Below are 18,688 nucleotides of genomic sequence, written 5' to 3'. Positions count from 1 at the left end.
ATACTTAGGGAAATTGCTATGCGCACGTCTTTTAACGCTTTGATGTTAGCCAGTGGATTAGTGTTTGCCGCCACCAGCCACGCCGATGATGCCCCGTCCGGCAAGCTGGTGATTTACACCTCACAGGCACCGGAAATCGCGCAGCAAACCGTGGATGCGTTTAAAGCTGCCTATCCGAACGTGCAGGTGGAGTGGACGCGTAACGGCACCACGCAGCTGATGAACGTGTTGCAGACCGAGATGATGAGCGGTGGCGCTAAGCCCGATGTACTGCTGATTGCCGATGCCATCAACCTCGGTGCCCTGAAAAATCAGAACCAGCTCTACAGCTACAACGATGCGCCGTTGAGTCACATCAATCCGTCGTTCTACGACAAAGACAAAACCTTCTTTGGTACCAAAATCATCGCCACGGTGATTGCTTACAACACCCAGCACGCACAGCCGATTGACAGCTGGAACGCACTGGCGGTGGAGGCCAACAAAGGTCAGATCGCCATGCCAAGCCCGCTCTACTCTGGTGCGGCGCTGTACAAACTGCACACCGATATCAACACGCCAACCATCGGCTGGAATTTCTACAAGAAGCTGGCAGCGATTGGCGTGGCTCCGCAGGGCGGCAACGGTCCGGCGCTGAAAGCTGTTGCCAGCGGACTGGATAAGTACGGCATCATCACTGACGCTGACGTGATTCTGGCGAAGAAAAAAGGCTCGCCCGTCGATCTGGTGTACCCGAAAGAGGGCGTGTCTTACGTGACGGAGCCGGTAGCGATCATGAAGTCGGTGCACAACCTGCCAGCCGCTAAAGCCTTCGTGAACTTTATGCTGTCTGAGGAAGGTCAGAAGCTGGTGGTCGAGCAGGGTAACCGTCCGGTGGACGATCGTGTTTCTGCACCGGCGGGCTTCACACCCATCAATAAAATCAAGCTGCTGACGCCTGACGTCGCGAAAGCCATCAAGGAAGATGCCACGGTGCGCGATCAGTTTACCGCGCTGTTTGGCGGCTAAGCATGAGCGTGGTGAGCAACGAGTGGCGTAACGCGACGCGTGGCGGTCAACGCTGGCGTCTCAACAGTGAAAAGCTGATCCTGGCACTGATGGTGCTGCTGATTGGCTTATTGTCGGTGGCGCCACTGCTGCGACTGTTGTGGACGGCGATTGCCCCGCAAGGCGTGCCGGATCTGACGCGCTTGTCGCGCCTGATAGCCAGCGACCGCGTGCTGATTGCCAGCGGCAATACGTTGCTCATCGCCTTGAGTTCGACCCTGATTTCAGTGCTGCTTGGCACCGCCGCCGCCTGGCTGGTGGCGCTGAGCGATCTGCGCGCCAAAACCGCCTGGGTGTTTGCCTTTATCCTGCCGCTGATGATTCCGCCGCAGGTCACGGCGCTCGCATGGCTACAGGCGCTGGCACCGTCCAGCCCGTTAGCGCTGCTGTTTGGTTCACTCGGCTTGCCATGGTTTGCGCCCGGCGAGCAACCGCTTTATTCGCTGAGCGGCATCGTGCTGCTGCTCGGTACACACAACGCGCCACTGGTGTTTCTCACTGTGCGTGCCGGTTTGCGTCGTTTACCGGCTGATTTAGTCGAAGCGGCGCAGATCAGCGGTGCCTCGCGGATGCGCGTATTGTTGACCATCATTCTGCCGCTGGCGCGCCCGGCGATCTTTGCCGGGGCTGCACTGACCTTTGTTGCGGCCGCCGGTAACTTCGGTATTCAGGCGATGTTGGGTATTCCAGCCCGCGTGCCAACGCTGATTACGCTGGTTTATCAGCAGCTTAACGGCATTGGCCCGAGTGCCTTGCCCAATACCGCCGTTTACGCGCTGCTGATTGCTGTGATCACGCTGGCGGGTATGGCGGCCAGCGCCTGGCTTGGCGGTCGTCACGATGTGCGCGTCAACGGTGCGCCGCGTCTGTGGCAGCAACCATTAGGACGCGGGCGGTTGGCGATTGAAGGCGCGGCCTGGCTGTGGATGGCGCTAACGCTGCTGCTGCCGGTCAGTGCGCTGCTGATCACTGCACTCACCAGCGGATATGGTCAGGCGCTCACCTGGCAAACGCTGACGCTGGAGAACTTCCGCAGCGCGCTGTGGGGCTATCCGGCAGTGCGCCATGCCTTTATGACCAGCCTCGGGCTGACCACGCTGGCGGCGATGATTCTGACGTCCACCGCGCTGTTCCTGGCGTATTTCCTCAGCTGGCGCCGGACCAAACTGGTGCGCGGCCTGTGGCTGGCAAGTGAACTGACTTATGCCTTGCCGGGGATTGTCACCGGCGTAGCGGCGATGCTGTTCTTCCTGCGCCCGCTACCGATCATCAATGTGTCGCTGTATGGCACGGTGTGGATCATCCTCGCCGCTTATCTGGCGAACTTCCTTGCGCTGGTGTTGCGCCCAACGCTGGCCGGATTCGCGCAGCTGGAACCGGCGCTGGATGAGGCGGCACGCTTGTGTGGTGCCAGCTTTATGCGCCGCATGCGCGATATTTTACTGCCGCTGGCGGCGCCTTCTGCGCTGGCGGGCACGGTGCTGGTGTTCCTCACCGCACTGAATGAAATCCAGGTTTCGGTATTGCTGGTGACCTCGCAAACCCAAACCATCGGACCCACCATCGTGTTCCTTGACGAAGGGGGCTCCGCCTCGCTGGCGGCCGCGGTAGGCTGCCTGATGATTCTGGTCGTGTGTTTGCTGATGGGACTGGCAACGCGGCTGGCGCGGCGTCTGCCGCAAGGGGTTTTACCATGGCAAGCTTAACGGTTATCAGCGGTGTGGGTGGCAAGCTGCCCGCGGCTTTTTTGGTCGAGATGGAAGGTTATCGCCTGCTGTGGGATCTCGGGGCCGGTCCGCAACCCGGCGTGCGACCGGATATCCGCGCCATTGGCCGCGTTGATGCGTTGTGTTTGACCCACTCGCACATTGACCACGCGGCCTCGCTCGACTGCTGGGCGCAAATCGGCTCGCCGCCGGTGTACGCCACCGAGCAAACCTGGTTACAGCTGGCTAACGTCGCCGTGCCGATGTATGCGCGACGTTTGTTACCGCTGCGCGGGCAAACGGCCATTGGTCCGTTGCATCTGTTTACTGGCCGCAGCGGCCATTCACCGGGCTCGGTGTGGTTTCATCTGCCCATCGCCGGTGGCATCACCTACATGGGCGACTGGAGCCGTGAAGCGCTGCTGTTGCCGTTTGACTGCCCGCCGTCGGCAAAACTATTGATCACGGATGCTTCCTACGGCGACCGCACGCAGCGGTTGCGCGATCAAATGGATGCGCTGGCGATGGCCGCTGCTCACGGCGCGGTGATTGCCGTGCCGGAACACGGACGCGGGCCGGAAGTGGCTTTACAGCTCACCGCGCGGGGTCTGGCGGTTCAGCTCTGCCCACAAATTCGCAGTGAGGTCGCGCAACTGCTGGCGATGGACAAGCTGCCCGCCACCACGGCGCTGGGATTGGTGCGCTTGTTGAAACAGCCGCAGCCGCAACAATGGCAACCTGCAGATGTGATTGTGGCGGCTGATGCGGTGGCCGACAGCGGCTTAGCCGCGCAGCTGAGTGCTCAGCCAGGCTTTAAGCTGATCTTCAGCAGTCACGTTGCGCCCGGCACACGCGCAGCCAGGTTGCTGGCCGATCAGCAGGCAAAGTGGCTGCCGTGGAATGTTCATCCGCCGATTGACGATCAACTGTGGTTGATCGAGAAAACCGCTGCTCAGCGCGTGATACCAGCCTTTGTTGCGGCGGCGGAGTGCCCGATTTTAGCGGCGCGTGCCCCTTTGTGCTGGCAAGCGCATTTTCCCCTGCAATGCCATCTTGATAGCCCCCGTTTCCCCCACGAGCAGCGCCAACGCAGCAGGATAAATTGAGTATCCCGCTGAATGTTTTTTCGCCATTGCCGATAACCTGACTACCAACTTTTGTCTGTGGACGATTAACGCTTGTCAGCGCTGTGCTTTTGCGTTTAAGTCTCCACAGCAATTAGGATTTTTCTTAAGAAGCAATTTTTACCAGGCCAGCAATAGGCGAACAACAATGAATAATAACTCTGACGTCATGTACCGGCTGCTGGTGCAGAGCGTGGTGGATTATGCCATTTACATGCTCAAACCCGATGGCACCGTCGCCAACTGGAATGCAGGGGCACAACGCGCCAAAGGTTACACGCCCGACGAAATCGTCGGTAAAAACTTTGCGCTGTTCTACAGCGAAGAAGATCGTAAAAACGGTGCGCCACAGCGTGGACTTTCCGTCGCGACAGCGGTGGGGCGCTTCGAGACGGAAGGCTGGCGCTATCGCAAAGATGGCAGCGCCTTCTGGGCACATGTGGTGATTGATGCGATTCGTGACGACTTCGGCGAACTGCTCGGCTTCGCCAAAGTCACGCGTGACTGCACGGTTCAGCAGGAGCAGCAGCGTAAGCAACAGGAACAGGAGCAACGTTTCCGTTTATTAGTTGAAGGCGTAACGGACTACGCCATCTACATGCTTGATCTCGACGGCAACGTCGAAAACTGGAATGCCGGCGCGCAGCGTGCCAAAGGCTATGTGGCTGAAGAGATTGTCGGTCAGAACTTTGCACGTTTCTACAGCGCGCAGGATCGTAAAAATCATATTCCGGAAAAGAACCTCAGCACCGCTTTCAAAACCGGCCGCTTCGAAGATGAAGGCTGGCGCTATCGCAAAGATGGCAGTGCGTTCTGGGCACATGTGATTATTGATGCGATTCGTGATGATGCGGGCAAGCTGATTGGCTACGCCAAAATCACCCGTGACTGCACCGAACAGCGTGAGCTGCAGCGCAAGCAGCAGGAGTACGAGAAGACCTTCCGGCTGCTGGTGGAGGGCGTGACTGATTACGCCATCTATATGCTGGATCTGCAGGGCCGGGTAGTGAACTGGAACGCCGGTGCGCAGCGTGCAAAGGGTTACCTTTCTGACGAGATCGTCGGCCAGCACTTTTCGGTGTTCTATGGTTCGCAGGAGCGGCTGGCCAACACGCCGGAAGCCAACCTGGGTATCGCGCTGAAGACCGGTCGCTTTGAGGATGAAGGCTGGCGCTATCGTAAAGATGGCTCGGCGTTCTGGGCGCATGTGGTGATCGATGCCATCCACAATGAAGATGGCAAGATGATTGGCTTCGCTAAAATCACCCGTGATGTCACCGAACGTCGTGAGAATGAACAGCAACTGCTGCGCGCGCGGGATCTGGCGCAGGCGCAGAGTGCCAAAATGTCCGAGCTGTCTGGCTTCCTGGACACCATCATCAGCAATATCCCTTCATGCGTCATTGTGGAAGATGCCATCAGCCGCGAAATCCTGATGGTCAATGACAAAGCCGAACAGCTGTTTGGTATCAGTAAATCATTGATTATGCACAAGCGTCCGCACGAATGTATGTCGGCGGAGCTGAGTGACTATTTCAACAGCCTGGCGGATATCGCGCTGCGCAGCGAAGGCATCCATTCACGCGAGCAGCTGCTGCTCACCGCAGGCGGCGACCGTATTCTGCATACCCGCGCCACCACTATCAGTGGCAAAGATATGCGTCAAAACTACGTGATGCTGATTGTCGAAGACGTGACCGACCAACGTGAAGCCGATGCGCGTATTCACCATATGGCGCACCACGATAACCTCACCAGCCTGCCAAACCGTATTCTGTTCCGGCAGAAGCTGAGTGAAGCGCTGCGTCAGGATAACCAACACCATGCGCTGAGCGCCACGCTGTGTCTCGATCTCGATAACTTCAAGAACGTTAACGATGCGCTGGGCCATCAGATTGGTGACGATCTGCTGCGCGTGGTGGCAAAACGCCTGCGCAGTGCGCTGCGCGACCATGACACGCTGGCGCGGATTGGTGGCGACGAATTTGCTATCGTGCTGCCAAACATCAATAACGCGCAGGAAGCGGCGGTGGTGGCACAGCGCCTGATTGAAGCGATCCGTCCGCCTGTCAATGTTGAAGGGCACAACCTTTCCGTTGGGTTGAGCGTGGGCATTGCGTTGACGTCACAGGTCACCAACACGCCAGAGCATATGCTGCGCTGTGCGGATATGGCGCTGTACGAAGCCAAACGCAACGGGCGCAACCGCTATGAACACTTCACCATGGAAATGGATGATGTGGCGCGCAGTCGCCGCGTGATTGAAAACGATCTGCGTGATGCGATCACCGGGCGTCAGTTGAAACTCTACTATCAGCCGATTACCAATGAGGACGAAATCATTGGTTATGAAGCGCTGATGCGCTGGCACCATCCGGTTAAGGGCTTGATCATGCCAAATGATTTTATCCCGATTGCCGAAGAGACCGGGCTGATCCACATGCTGGGCGCTTATGCGCTGTATGAAGCCTGCCGCGAGGCACAGAGTTGGGGCACCGAGCAGTCAGTGTCGGTTAACCTGTCGCCGCTGCAGTTCAAGAACAGCTCGCTGGTGTCGGTGGTAGAAGGCGCATTGCGCGAATCCGGATTGGCTCCACAACGCCTCGAAGTGGAGATCACTGAATCGGTACTGCTGGATGACACGCTGGGCAATATCCGCACCCTGCAAAGCCTGAAGGCGATTGGCGTGCAGATTGCGCTGGATGATTTCGGCACGGGCTACTCGTCGCTCAGCTATCTGCGATCTTTCCCGTTCGACAAGATCAAAATCGACAAGTCGTTTATCAACGATATGGGTGACAGTCGCGAAGCGCTGGCGATTATCCGGGCGATTACCGGCATGAGCCGCAGTCTGGATATTCAGATCACCGCCGAAGGGGTGGAGAGCAGCGAGCAATTCGCCAAGCTGCGTGAAGAGGGTTGTACGCTGTTCCAGGGCTATTTCTTTGGCCGCCCGCAGCCTTCGGAACTGCGTCTGAAAGAGCTGGAATAAGCTCGCCATAAATGGCGACGTTACAACCCAGGGGCGCATTGATACGCTCCTGGTTGTTGATAAGCTCGTCGCAATCTAAGCGTAAGATTTCAGCATAAAAAAACGCCCGGCATTGCCGGGCGTTTTGCTGTTTGCTGTGTGAAATCTTTATTATGACTGGCCGTGGCCTTCGACGTTCATGCGGCCCAGGTCTTTGTCCACCAGGAACAGGCCTTCGCCTTTATTGCCGACCAGCGCCAGTTTATCCAGTACGGTTTTGAACAGCTTCTCTTCTTCGTGTTGCTCAGCCACATACCACTGCAGGAAGTTAAAGGTTGAGTAGTCCTGAGACATCAACGCGGTGTGTACCAGATCGTTGATGCGCTGCGTGATCAGCTGCTCATGCTTCAGCGCTTCTTCCAGCACGTCATTCAGTGAGTTCCAGCTAACGGCAGGGGCGGCAATGCTGCCCAGCACTGGCAGAGAACCGGCATCGCTAACGTAATCGAACAGACGCTGCATATGTTCCATTTCTTCGCGAGAGTGCATTTTCAGGAATGAAGCGGCACCTTCAAAACCTTTGTCGCTGCACCATGCGCTCATCTGCAGATACAGGTTGGCAGAGAAGAATTCGAGGTTCAGTTGATCGTTCAGGCGAGAGGTCATTTCAGCAGTTAACATGGCTGAGTCCTTTTTAATTTGTCAGGTGAAGTACGGTGAATTATGCATCAATCTATACTTTTTTGTGAAGGCTTTTTCGTCAAAAAGTTGAAATTATCTTATTGATTGTAAATGGAATTATTTCATTTATTGAATGCGAAGAGTTCTCAGTTTTGACTCATTTTCATTCACGCTGGATTGATTATAGCCGTACATCGGCGGATGCTGTGGCGAGCCTATACTTGTCAGGAGCTTAGCGGTGTCGAACGTATTAGATCATTACCATTACCTGCATGAAATCCCGGAACTGGGATTCGAAGAATTCAAAACTTCCGCCTACATCGCCGACCAGCTTGAGCAGGCTGGCATCAGCGTGACGCGCGGCATTAATCACACCACCGGCATCGTGGCGGAAATTGACAGCGGCATGCCGGGGCCGGTACTGGCGCTACGTGCAGATATGGATGCACTCGGTCACATCATTAACGGCGTCGCCTGTGCACGCCATACCTGCGGCCATGATGGGCACTCTTCGGTGGTGCTGACGGCGGCACAGGAGTTGCTGAAAGAGGGCGCGATCAAGCGCGGCAAGCTAAAGCTGCTGTTCCAGCCTGCGGAAGAACTCGGTGCGGGTGCGTTATCGATGATTGAGGGCGGTGCGCTGGATGATGTCGAGATGATCCTCGGTTTCCATGTGCGTCCACTGGAAGAGTGCCATGTCGGACAAGCCACGCCAGCCGTGCTCTATTCGGCGTGCAGCACGCTGGAAGCGACAATTAAAGGTGTGCCTGCTCATGCCGCGCGCCCACATTTGGGTGTCAATGCGCTGGATGCCGCAGTACAAGCGGTACAGGCGGTGAACAGTATCCATCTGGCGCCGGGCCTGACATGGAGCGTGAAAGCCACCCGCTTCCTGTGTGATGCCGGTGTCACCAATTCGGTGCCGGATGAGGCGCGCGTGGTATGGGATCTGCGTTCGCAGGAGAACGCGCCGATGGAGGTGCTGAAACAGAAAGTGACGCAGGCGATTCAGCACAGCGTGGCTGCATTGGGTGCGAGCGCTGAAGTGGTGGTACTGAAAGAGATGCCCGCCGCAGAAATCCACGAGGAAGCCACGGCGGTGATCCGGGCTGCGATCGTGGATGTGCTGGGGGAAGAAGGGCTGCTCGACACCAAATCCACGCCAGGCAGTGAAGACTTCTTCTACTACCCGGTGAAAAAAACGCAGGTGAAAGCCGGTTTCTGGGGTTTGGGCACCAATCTGGTGCCGGGCCTGCATCATCCGGATATGCGTTTTGAACTGAGTTCGCTGGAGATCGGGGTGAAGATCTTTAAGGCGGCAGTGGTGCGCGTGCTGGGTTAGCCGTGTGTCGTTTCCCACAATCCAGCCTCTCCCGCACATGGGAGAGGCTGTTACCCTGAATGAAAGCCTCGTTCGACCTTCTTACTCCTTACTTGCAGGACAGCGGTCGAGTGAGGCTGTCACCCGGAATGAAAGCCTCACTCGAACAGTCCCTTCTTCTCATTTGCAGGAAACTGGCAGGGCGAAGGTGCATACAGGTCCCATCCCACGATTTCCCCGCCTGCTGAAATATTGTATGCTATGCCGCCTTAATGCTGACTGGATAACCGGACTACCGCCAATGTAGATCGCGCACATCTTGCTGTGAACTGACGCCACTGCGTCACCATTGGTACCGTTATCCCCCGGCTATGCCCGGAACGATTTATTCGCAGCGCGCCGCCCGCGCGTTGCCCTTGAAGAAGAATTCACACATGTCTATTGCTTCCTTTTTAGATGAAGTGGCGCGCCGCCGTACGTTTGCGATCATCTCGCACCCGGATGCCGGTAAAACCACCATTACCGAAAAAGTGCTGCTGTTCGGGCAGGCGATCCAAACCGCCGGTACCGTCAAAGGCCGCGGCTCCAGCCAGCATGCTAAATCTGACTGGATGGAGATGGAGAAACAACGTGGTATCTCCATCACCACCTCGGTGATGCAATTCCCGTATCGCGACAGTCTGGTGAACCTGCTGGATACCCCAGGGCACGAAGACTTCTCTGAAGATACCTACCGTACGCTGACGGCGGTTGACTGCTGTTTGATGGTGATCGATGCCGCTAAGGGTGTCGAAGATCGTACCCGTAAGCTGATGGAAGTGACCCGTCTGCGCGATACGCCGATCATCACCTTTATGAACAAACTTGACCGTGACATCCGCGATCCGATGGAACTGCTGGATGAAGTTGAGAGCGAGTTGAAGATCGCCTGCGCGCCAATCACCTGGCCGATTGGCTGCGGTAAGCTGTTCAAAGGCGTGTATCACCTCTACAAAGATGAAACTTACCTGTATCAAACCGGTAAGGGCCATACCATTCAGGAAGTGCGCATTGTCAAAGGTCTGGCGAACCCGGATCTCGACGCGGCGGTCGGTGAAGACCTGGCACAGCAACTGCGCGATGAGCTGGAACTGGTGCAGGGCGCATCCCACGAGTTCGATCAAGAGCTGTTCCTGAGCGGTGAAATTACACCGGTGTTCTTCGGCACCGCGCTGGGTAACTTCGGCGTCGATCATATGCTCGATGGCTTAGTGGCTTGGGCACCGACGCCGATGCCACGTAAAACCGATGCGCGTCTGGTGGAATCCAGCGAGGAGAAATTCAGCGGCTTCGTGTTTAAGATCCAGGCGAATATGGATCCAAAACACCGTGACCGTGTTGCCTTCATGCGTGTGGTTTCCGGCAAGTACGAGAAAGGCATGAAGTTGCGCCAGGTGCGTACTGGCAAAGACGTGGTGATCTCGGATGCGTTGACCTTTATGGCCGGCGACCGTTCGCACGTAGAAGAAGCCTTCCCCGGTGACATCATTGGTTTGCACAACCACGGCACCATTCAGATCGGCGACACCTTTACCCAGGGTGAAACCATGAAGTTCACCGGTATTCCGAACTTCGCCCCGGAGCTGTTCCGTCGTATTCGTCTGCGCGACCCGCTGAAGCAGAAACAGCTGCTGAAAGGGTTGGTACAGCTGTCGGAAGAGGGCGCGGTGCAGGTGTTCCGCCCGGTGCACAACAACGATCTGATCGTGGGTGCGGTCGGTGTGCTGCAGTTTGAAGTGGTTGTGGCGCGTCTGAAAAGCGAATACAACGTTGAAGCGATTTATGAAGCTATCAACGTCGCAACCGCTCGTTGGGTTGAGTGCAGTGATGCGAAGAAATTCGACGACTTCCAACGCAAAAACGAAGTTAACCTGGCGCTGGATGGCGGTGATAACCTCACTTACATCGCTCCGACCATGGTGAACCTCAATATCACGCAGGAACGCTATCCTGACGTGACGTTCCGCAAAACGCGCGAACATTAATCCCGCCTCACAACCAGGGCCAGTGATTTTCACTGGCCCTGTTTTTGTCCTACAGACTCTTCCTATTTGCGCTGCGTTTATCGCTTTTTGGCGAGATATCAACCACAAAAGCCAGCAAAACCTGTAATCCCTACTATGATTATCCTGTCGGACGAGAAAAGAGACCCAAGGGTTTCATTACGTCTATAAATGCAGCGACGCCGTTTGTTGCTGGCGCATTCGCGGTTGCGAGTGAGTTAACTGATAGAAGGATGATATCGATGAATAAGACTAAGATTGCTAAAACCCTGATCGCCGCTCTGGCTACCACTGCTCTGATGGGCGGCGCAGCCTACGCTGCGGACACCAGCAGCACGGGTTCTAAAATCGATAGTTCTATGAATAAAGTCGATGGTTTTATGGATGACAGCGGCATCACGGCCAAGGCCAAAGCGGCACTGGTGGATGATGAAGCGATTAAAAGTACGGATATCTCAGTGAAAACGCATCAGGGCGTGGTCACGCTGAGCGGCTTTGTCGCTTCGCAGGATCAGGCGGAAAAAGCCGTTGCGCTGGTGCAAAAAGTTGAGGGTGTGAAATCCGTCAGTGACAAACTGCACGTTAGAGACAGCAAAGAGACCACACTGAAAGGTTATGCGGGGGATACCGCAACCACCAGTGAAATCAAAGCTAAGCTATTAGCAGATGACATTGTGCCATCGCGCAACGTGAAGGTGGAAACCACCGATGGCGTGGTGCAGTTATCAGGAGAAGTGGCGAACCAGGCACAGTCCGATCGTGCTGAGAAAATCGCCAAAGCCATTGAAGGCGTGAAAAGCGTGAAGAATGACCTGAAGGTGAAATCTTAACGCGAGCGAAGCGGTACTGTTTCGGTACCGTTTCGTAATAAAAACAATGTGGTATGAATAAGCAGTTCGATTTTCACTACGGTAAGGAGAGGCTTATGTTTCGTTGGGGTATTATCTTTCTGGTCATCGCTCTGATTGCTGCAGCGTTAGGTTTCGGCGGTCTGGCGGGTACGGCAGCATGGGCAGCTAAAATTGTCTTCATTGTCGGTATTATTCTGTTCCTCGTAAGCCTGTTTACCGGGCGTAAACGACCCTGACCGATTGCGTTAACACAACGCTAACCCGCGAGTCACTAAAGCGGAGACCAGTCATTTGCGGCATAATAGGCAGCCGCATCGATTGCACGATGCAATAGGTCAGGGAATGACAATGACTGGTTCTCCGGGATGCTGCCGTCAGCGGCTCCCTCAGAGCAGGAAAACTGAGGGACATCCATTGGGAATACGCATCCCGGTGTCACTGGACACCTTTGAGCCACTGGCGCTCACCCCATTTAAATCCAAAAAAATTGCCCTGGTCTGTGAAGGCGGCGGTCAACGCGGCATCTTCACCGCAGGCGTCCTTGATGAGTTTCAACGCGCCGGTTTTAACCCATTTCAATTGATGCTGGGCACCTCCGCTGGAGCACAAAACCTGTCTGCATTTGTTTGCGCCCAACCGGGCTACGCGCGCCGCGTCATCACGCGTTATACCACCAGCAAACTATTTTTTGATCCGTTGCGCTTTGTGCGCGGCGGCCATCTGATCGATCTCGACTGGCTGATTGACATCACCAAACAAGAGTTTCCCTTATCGCTCAGCAACGCCGAAGGGCTGTTTGCCAAAGGCAACGAGTTCTATATGTGCGCCTGCCGGGGAGATGATTACCGCGCCGAATATTTCAATCCCACCAACCTGAACTGGCATGACGTGATCAAAGCTTCCAGCGCCATTCCGGGATTCTATCGCAGCGGCGTGCTGATGGATGGGGTGAACTATCTGGATGGCGGTATCAGCGATGCCATTCCGGTGCGTGAAGCGGCACGACGCGGTGCCGATACCATTGTGGTGATCCGCACCGTGCCGTCACAAATATCTTATACGCCGAAATGGTTCAAACGCATGGAGCGCTGGCTGGGTGACAGCGCGCTGCAGCCGATGATCAACATCCTGCATCACCATGAAGAGAGCTATCGTGAGATTCAGCAGTTTATCGAACAGCCGCCGGACGACCTGCGCATCATTGAAATTTACCCGCCGAAACCGCTGGCGAGTATGGCGCTGGGCAGTCGTTTGGCTTCACTGAATCAGGATTACCATTTAGGGCGCCGCAGCGGCCGCTATTTCCTCGCGACGCTGGGTCAATGGCTGAGCGATGCCGAACCGTTCCTGCGCCAGACTACCGTGACACCGCCGGCCGCCGTGGCGAATGCGCCAGACAATCGTGCCGTGCATACGCCGCCGCTGGCGGATAATGATGCCGATTTTGATGCAGGATCGCTGGCATGAGATTTATCGACACTCACTGCCATTTCGATTTCCCGCCATTTGTCGATGACGCCACAGGCAGCATCGCCCGTGCGGCGCAGTCGGGTGTGGAACGCATTATTGTGCCGAGCGTCGATGCCAGCCGCTTTGCACTGGTCAGCCAGCTGGCGCAACAGCACGAGGCGCTGTATGCCGCATTAGGGCTGCATCCGATCAATATTGCCGTGCATCAGGATGCGCATCTGGATCAGCTGGAACAGTGGTTGAAAACGCCGGATAGCAAACGCGTGGCGATCGGCGAGATCGGCCTCGATCTGTACATGCAAGACGCGCAATTTGATAAGCAGACGCGGTTACTGGATGCACAGCTCAAACTGGCGAAACAGTATGATTTGCCGGTGATCCTGCATTCGCGTCGCACCCACGATCAGTTGGCGCTGCATTTGCGTCGCCATGATTTACCGCGCCGTGGTGTGGTACACGGTTTTGCGGGCAGCCAGCAGCAGGCAGAACGTTTTATTCAGCTTGGCTATGCGATCGGCGTGGGCGGCACCATCACCTATGAACGCGCCAGTAAAACCCGCAACACCATTGCTAACCTGCCGCTTACCTCGCTGTTGCTGGAAACCGATGCGCCCGATATGCCGTTGCAGGGTTATCAGGGGCAGCCCAACCGCCCTGAGCGCGCGCGTAACGTGTTTGATGTGCTGTGTCAGTTGCGCAGTGAATCGCCCGATATCATTGCCGATACGCTGTGGCAAAACAGCCTGCGCGTGTTTGCCCTGCCTGCCTGATCCCCTCCCGACACAATCTGGATTTCCCGCGGTTTTGGCGGGTATTGGCTACAGTAATAAAATCGGCATTACCCTTTTTCGCCCTGCTTTGTGATAATATTCACAACCTGTATTGCGCCTGAAAACGGGTGTGCTGGCGGTTATTTGTGACTTAAATCACTAAATAATTATATTCATATGACGAATTTTCTTTTTTCATGTGACATGAAGCGCAATTCATTCAGGTGTGGTTTGTTAGAATTATCACATTATCCGGTGGCATGGCCTGCCGGTTACCTTTTGGAGAACATCATGACCGATCTTAAAGCTGCCGCACAACGCGCCCTGCAACTGATGGATTTAACCACCCTGAATGAAGATGACACCGATGAGAAGGTGATCGCACTGTGCCGTCAGGCGAAATCGCCAGCGGGCAATACGGCTGCCATTTGCATCTATCCGCGTTTCATCCCTGCGGCACGTAAAGCACTGCGCGAGCAGGGCACGCCTGATATCCGCATCGCCACGGTCACTAACTTCCCGCACGGCAACGATGACGTTGAGATCGCGCTGGCAGAAACCCGTGCGGCGATTGCATACGGTGCAGACGAAGTGGACGTGGTCTTCCCGTATCGCGCGCTGATTGCCGGCAATCGCGACATCGGTTTTGCGCTGGTGAAAGCCTGTAAAGAAGCCTGCGCCGCTGCCAACGTGCTGCTGAAAGTGATCATCGAAACCGGTGAACTGAAAGAAGAAGCGCTGATTCGCGCCGCTTCTGAAATCGCTATCGATGCCGGTGCGGATTTCATCAAAACCTCAACCGGTAAAGTGCCAGTGAACGCCACGCCAGAGGTGGCAGCCATCATGATGCAGGTGATTCATGATAAAGGCGTGCAGCAGCAGGTGGGCTTTAAGCCTGCGGGTGGCGTGCGCACGGCGGAAGATGCCGCGATCTATCTGAAGCTGGCGGATGACATTCTGGGCGAAGGCTGGGCGGATGCGCGCCACTTCCGCTTTGGTGCTTCAAGCCTGCTGGCGAGCCTGCTGAACACCCTGGGCCACGCGACAGCGACCAGCAAAGCGGGCTACTGATCCCAGCCTCAGGGTCGCCATCAATGGCGACCCAAAGAATGTTTGGTGCATTTCACAGCAATCCCCCGGGGAGGCAACCTTGTTCCTGCCACAAGAAATTATTCGAAAAAAACGCGACGGCCAGCCACTGAGCGAGGCGGAGATCCGTTTCTTTATCAATGGCGTGCGCGACAACAGCGTATCAGAAGGCCAGATTGCCGCACTGGCAATGACCATCTACTTCCACGATATGAATCTGGAAGAGCGCGTGGCGCTGACCATGGCGATGCGCGATTCCGGCTCGGTGCTCAACTGGAAGTCGTTGAACCTCAACGGCCCGATTGTAGATAAGCACTCCACTGGCGGCGTGGGCGACGTAACATCGCTGATGCTCGGCCCGATGGTGGCCGCGTGTGGCGGTTATGTCCCGATGATCTCCGGGCGCGGCCTCGGTCACACCGGCGGTACGCTGGATAAGCTGGAAGCGATCCCCGGTTTCGATATCTTCCCGAGTGACGATCGTTTCCGCCAGATCATCAAAGATGTGGGTATTGCCATCATTGGCCAGACCAACTCACTGGCGCCTGCCGATAAGCGTTTCTACGCCACGCGTGATATCACCGCTACCGTTGACTCGATCCCGCTGATTACCGCCTCGATCCTCGCCAAGAAACTGGCGGAAGGACTGGATGCGCTGGTGATGGATGTGAAAGTCGGTTCCGGTGCCTTTATGCCGACCTTTGAAGCTTCAGAAAATCTGGCGCAGGCGATAGTTGGCGTGGCGAACGGTGCGGGCTGTAAAACCACCGCGCTGCTCACCGATATGAATCAGGTGCTGGCATCCACCGCCGGTAACGCGCTGGAAGTGCGTGAAGCGGTGCAGTTCCTGACGGGTGAGGCGCGAAATCCACGCCTGTTGGAAGTGACCATGGCGCTGTGCTCGGAAATGCTGATCTCCGGCAAACTGGCAGAGAACGACGCCGAAGCGCGGCAGAAACTGCAAAACGTGCTGGATAACGGTAAAGCGGCGGAAGTGTTCGCGCGCATGGTGGCGGCGCAGAACGGCCCGGTTGATTTTATCGAGCGTATGGACAGCTATCTGCCTGCGCCGACCCTGAGCAAAGCGGTGTATGCCGATCGCCCCGGGATTGTCAGCGCCATGGATACCCGTGCGCTGGGTATGGCGGTGGTGTCGTTGGGTGGGGGTCGTCAGCGTGCCAGCGACAGCATTGATTACAGCGTGGGCTTAAGTGACATGACCACGCTCGGCACGCAGGTTGATGCACAGCGCCCGCTGGCGGTGATTCATGCCGCGTCGGAAGCGCAGTGGCAGCAGGCTGCGGAAGCGGTCAAAGCGGCTATCACGTTGAGTGACAGTGCGCCTGCGGAAACGCCGGTGGTCTATCGCCGCGTCAGCGAGTAACGCTTCTTCGTGCCAGGGAGCGGCCATTCGGGTATACTGATCTGATCGCTTTTTTTTGACTTGTCATCGCGCCATTGCGCAGGAGACTTGCATGAAACGTGCTTTTATTATGGTTCTCGACTCCTTCGGGATCGGCTCCAGCAAAGACGCCGATAAATTCGGTGATGAAGGATCGGATACGCTCGGCCATATCGCCGAAGCGTGCTTCGAAGGCCGCGCCAATGAAGGTCGCGAAGGCCCGCTGCATCTGCCAAACCTGACCGCGCTCGGTCTGGGTAAAGCCGCTGAACTCTCTACAGGCCGCTTCCCGCCTGGCCTCGACGCCAATGCTGAAATCATTGGTGCCTACGCTTACGCCAGTGAGCTGTCATCCGGTAAAGATACGCCGTCAGGCCACTGGGAAATCGCCGGCGTGCCGGTGCTGTTTGACTGGGGCTACTTCAGCGACAAAGAGAACAGCTTCCCGCAGGAGCTGCTCGACGTGCTGGTAAAACGCGCCGATTTGCCGGGTTATCTTGGTAACTGCCATTCGTCCGGTACGGTGATCCTCGACCAACTGGGCGAAGAGCACATGAAGTCCGGCAAGCCGATTTTCTACACCTCGGCGGACTCGGTATTCCAGATTGCCTGTCACGAAGAGACCTTTGGTCTGGATCGACTGTACGAACTGTGCGAAATCGCGCGTGAAGAGCTGACCAACGGCGGTTACAACATCGGCCGTGTGATTGCGCGTCCGTTTGTCGGCGACAAAGCGGGCAACTTCGAGCGTACCGGCAACCGCCACGATCTCGCGGTGGAACCGCCTGCGCCAACCATGCTGAAAAAGCTGGTGGACGAGAAGGGCGGCGAAGTGATTTCCGTGGGTAAAATTGCGGATATCTACGCCGAGCAGGGCATCACCCAGAAAGTGAAAGCTACCGGGCTGGATGCACTGTTTAACGCCACCATCGAGCAGATGAAAAAGGCGCCGGACAATTCCATCGTCTTCACCAACTTCGTTGATTTTGACTCCACCTGGGGCCATCGTCGCGATATCGCCGGTTATGCCGGTGGTTTAGAGTTCTTCGACCGTCGTTTGCCGGAGCTGATGGAGCTGGTGAAAGAGGGGGATATTCTGATCCTCACCGCCGACCACGGTTGTGACCCAAGCTGGAAGGGCACCGAGCACACGCGCGAGCACATCCCGATTTTGATTTATGGTCCAAAAGTGAAGCCAGGATCGCTGGGTTATCGCGATACCTTTGCGGATATCGGCCAGACCATTGCGAAGTATTTTGGCCTGTCCAGCATGGACTACGGCAAAAGCCTGCTGTAAAACAGCCCACCAATTTTAAAAAGGAAAATAACCATGGCAACGCCTCATATTAATGCAGAAATGGGTGACTTCGCGGACGTGGTGCTGATGCCGGGCGATCCGCTGCGCGCTAAGCACATCGCAGAAACCTTCCTGGAAGATGCGGTTGAAGTGAACAACGTGCGCGGCATGCTGGGTTACACCGGGACGTACAAAGGCCGTAAGATTTCGGTCATGGGCCACGGTATGGGTATTCCATCCTGCTCGATCTACACCAAAGAGCTGATCACTGATTTCGGCGTGAAGAAAATTATCCGTGTCGGTTCCTGCGGCGCGGTGCGTGCCGATGTGAAACTGCGTGATGTGGTGATTGGTCTGGGTGCTTGCACCGATTCCAAAGTGAACCGTATGCGTTTCAAGGATCACGACTTCGCGGCGATTGCGGACTTCGACATGGTGCGTAACGCGGTTGATGCCGCCAAAGCGCTGGGTGTGGACGCGCGCGTCGGCAATATCTTCTCTGCTGACCTGTTCTATACGCCAGATCCGCAGATGTTCGATGTGATGGAGAAGTACGGCATTCTGGGCGTGGAAATGGAAGCCGCCGGTATCTACGGTGTGGCAGCGGAGTTCGGGGCTAAAGCGTTGACCATCTGCACCGTGTCGGATCATATCCGCACGCACGAGCAGACCACCGCTGCTGAGCGCCAGACCACCTTCAACGATATGATCAAGATCGCGCTGGAGTCGGTGCTGCTGGGGGATTAATTCCGGCTGTTTTGTTCGGTGCGCTGCAAGGCGCACCTGACGAAACGCACCAGCGCACAGGGTCGTCATTGATGGCGACCTTGTTCTTCACCCTGCCATTTATGACGACCTCGTGAGTCACCGCTCGGAATCAGCGATACCACTCAGGGCGACCTGAACCTCTCCTCGTA

Annotated in this window: 15 protein-coding genes; 14 read left to right on the top strand and 1 reads right to left on the bottom strand. The window is 56.2% G+C overall.

Going from position 1 to position 18,688, the window contains the following annotated elements; genetic code table 11:
* The first annotated feature begins 18 nt into the window (after positions 1–18).
* The 4 genes from VI01_RS08375 (at position 19) to VI01_RS08360 (ending at position 6,869) form a co-directional block, all read left to right on the top strand.
* Complete coding sequence (locus VI01_RS08375) at positions 19–1,008, top strand: ABC transporter substrate-binding protein (protein ID WP_045814775.1); 990 nt, start codon at positions 19–21, stop codon at positions 1,006–1,008.
* A 2-nt stretch (positions 1,009–1,010) separates the two neighbouring features.
* Complete coding sequence (locus VI01_RS08370) at positions 1,011–2,753, top strand: iron ABC transporter permease (RefSeq protein WP_045814774.1); 1,743 nt, start codon at positions 1,011–1,013, stop codon at positions 2,751–2,753.
* On the top strand, positions 2,741–3,859 hold the full coding sequence (locus VI01_RS08365; protein WP_082082047.1) for an MBL fold metallo-hydrolase: 1,119 nt from the start codon (positions 2,741–2,743) through the stop codon (positions 3,857–3,859). The genes VI01_RS08370 and VI01_RS08365 overlap by 13 nt, the downstream gene beginning before the upstream one ends.
* A 166-nt stretch (positions 3,860–4,025) precedes the next feature.
* Positions 4,026–6,869: a bifunctional diguanylate cyclase/phosphodiesterase gene (locus tag VI01_RS08360; protein ID WP_045814773.1), complete on the top strand. Its 2,844-nt coding sequence runs from the start codon at positions 4,026–4,028 to the stop codon at positions 6,867–6,869.
* A 150-nt stretch (positions 6,870–7,019) separates the two neighbouring features.
* Here the strand turns inward: VI01_RS08360 and ftnA are convergent, their stop codons facing one another.
* A complete protein-coding gene (gene ftnA, locus VI01_RS08355; RefSeq protein WP_038644750.1) occupies positions 7,020–7,529 on the bottom strand; it encodes a non-heme ferritin in 510 nt (169 codons plus the stop codon).
* 238 nt (positions 7,530–7,767) lie between these two features.
* Here ftnA and VI01_RS08350 point away from each other — a divergent pair, with 238 nt between their 5' ends.
* From VI01_RS08350 to deoD, 10 genes are all read left to right on the top strand, one after another.
* Positions 7,768–8,871 (top strand): M20 peptidase aminoacylase family protein, encoded by a 1,104-nt coding sequence (locus VI01_RS08350; protein ID WP_045814772.1) that lies wholly within the window; start codon positions 7,768–7,770, stop codon positions 8,869–8,871.
* A gap of 413 nt (positions 8,872–9,284) precedes the next feature.
* Positions 9,285–10,874, top strand: a complete 1,590-nt coding sequence (prfC, locus tag VI01_RS08345; RefSeq protein WP_038644754.1) for a peptide chain release factor 3 — start codon at positions 9,285–9,287, stop codon at positions 10,872–10,874.
* A gap of 260 nt (positions 10,875–11,134) precedes the next feature.
* Positions 11,135–11,722 (top strand): molecular chaperone OsmY, encoded by a 588-nt coding sequence (gene osmY, locus VI01_RS08340; protein ID WP_045814771.1) that lies wholly within the window; start codon positions 11,135–11,137, stop codon positions 11,720–11,722.
* Between the two features lie 95 nt (positions 11,723–11,817).
* Positions 11,818–11,979: a DUF1328 domain-containing protein gene (locus tag VI01_RS24825; protein ID WP_007893192.1), complete on the top strand. Its 162-nt coding sequence runs from the start codon at positions 11,818–11,820 to the stop codon at positions 11,977–11,979.
* A gap of 178 nt (positions 11,980–12,157) precedes the next feature.
* Entirely contained in the window at positions 12,158–13,210 is a 1,053-nt protein-coding gene (locus VI01_RS08335) for a patatin family protein (protein WP_045814770.1), read from the top strand.
* On the top strand, positions 13,207–13,983 hold the full coding sequence (locus VI01_RS08330) for a TatD family hydrolase (protein ID WP_045814769.1): 777 nt from the start codon (positions 13,207–13,209) through the stop codon (positions 13,981–13,983). The genes VI01_RS08335 and VI01_RS08330 overlap by 4 nt, the downstream gene beginning before the upstream one ends.
* Before the next feature lie 291 nt (positions 13,984–14,274).
* Positions 14,275–15,054 (top strand): deoxyribose-phosphate aldolase, encoded by a 780-nt coding sequence (gene deoC / locus VI01_RS08325; RefSeq protein WP_045814853.1) that lies wholly within the window; start codon positions 14,275–14,277, stop codon positions 15,052–15,054.
* A gap of 79 nt (positions 15,055–15,133) precedes the next feature.
* The gene (deoA, locus tag VI01_RS08320) at positions 15,134–16,456 is read left to right on the top strand and encodes a thymidine phosphorylase (protein WP_045814768.1); all 1,323 of its coding nucleotides are present in this window, start codon (positions 15,134–15,136) and stop codon (positions 16,454–16,456) included.
* A gap of 91 nt (positions 16,457–16,547) precedes the next feature.
* Positions 16,548–17,771 carry a phosphopentomutase gene (gene deoB / locus VI01_RS25565; RefSeq protein WP_045814767.1) on the top strand — a complete coding sequence of 408 codons (1,224 nt, stop codon included), beginning with the start codon at positions 16,548–16,550 and terminating at the stop codon, positions 17,769–17,771.
* Between the two features lie 33 nt (positions 17,772–17,804).
* Positions 17,805–18,518, top strand: coding sequence for a purine-nucleoside phosphorylase (gene deoD, locus VI01_RS25560; protein WP_034828492.1), 714 nt, complete (start codon positions 17,805–17,807; stop codon positions 18,516–18,518).
* Positions 18,519–18,688 lie beyond the last annotated feature (170 nt).

The organism is Pantoea sp. SM3 (assembly GCF_000963995.1).
Classification (GTDB): Bacteria; Pseudomonadota; Gammaproteobacteria; order Enterobacterales; family Enterobacteriaceae; genus Pantoea; species Pantoea rwandensis_B.
Note: the sequence above shows the minus strand (reverse complement) of the source record. Positions and strands in the feature narration are given on the sequence as shown.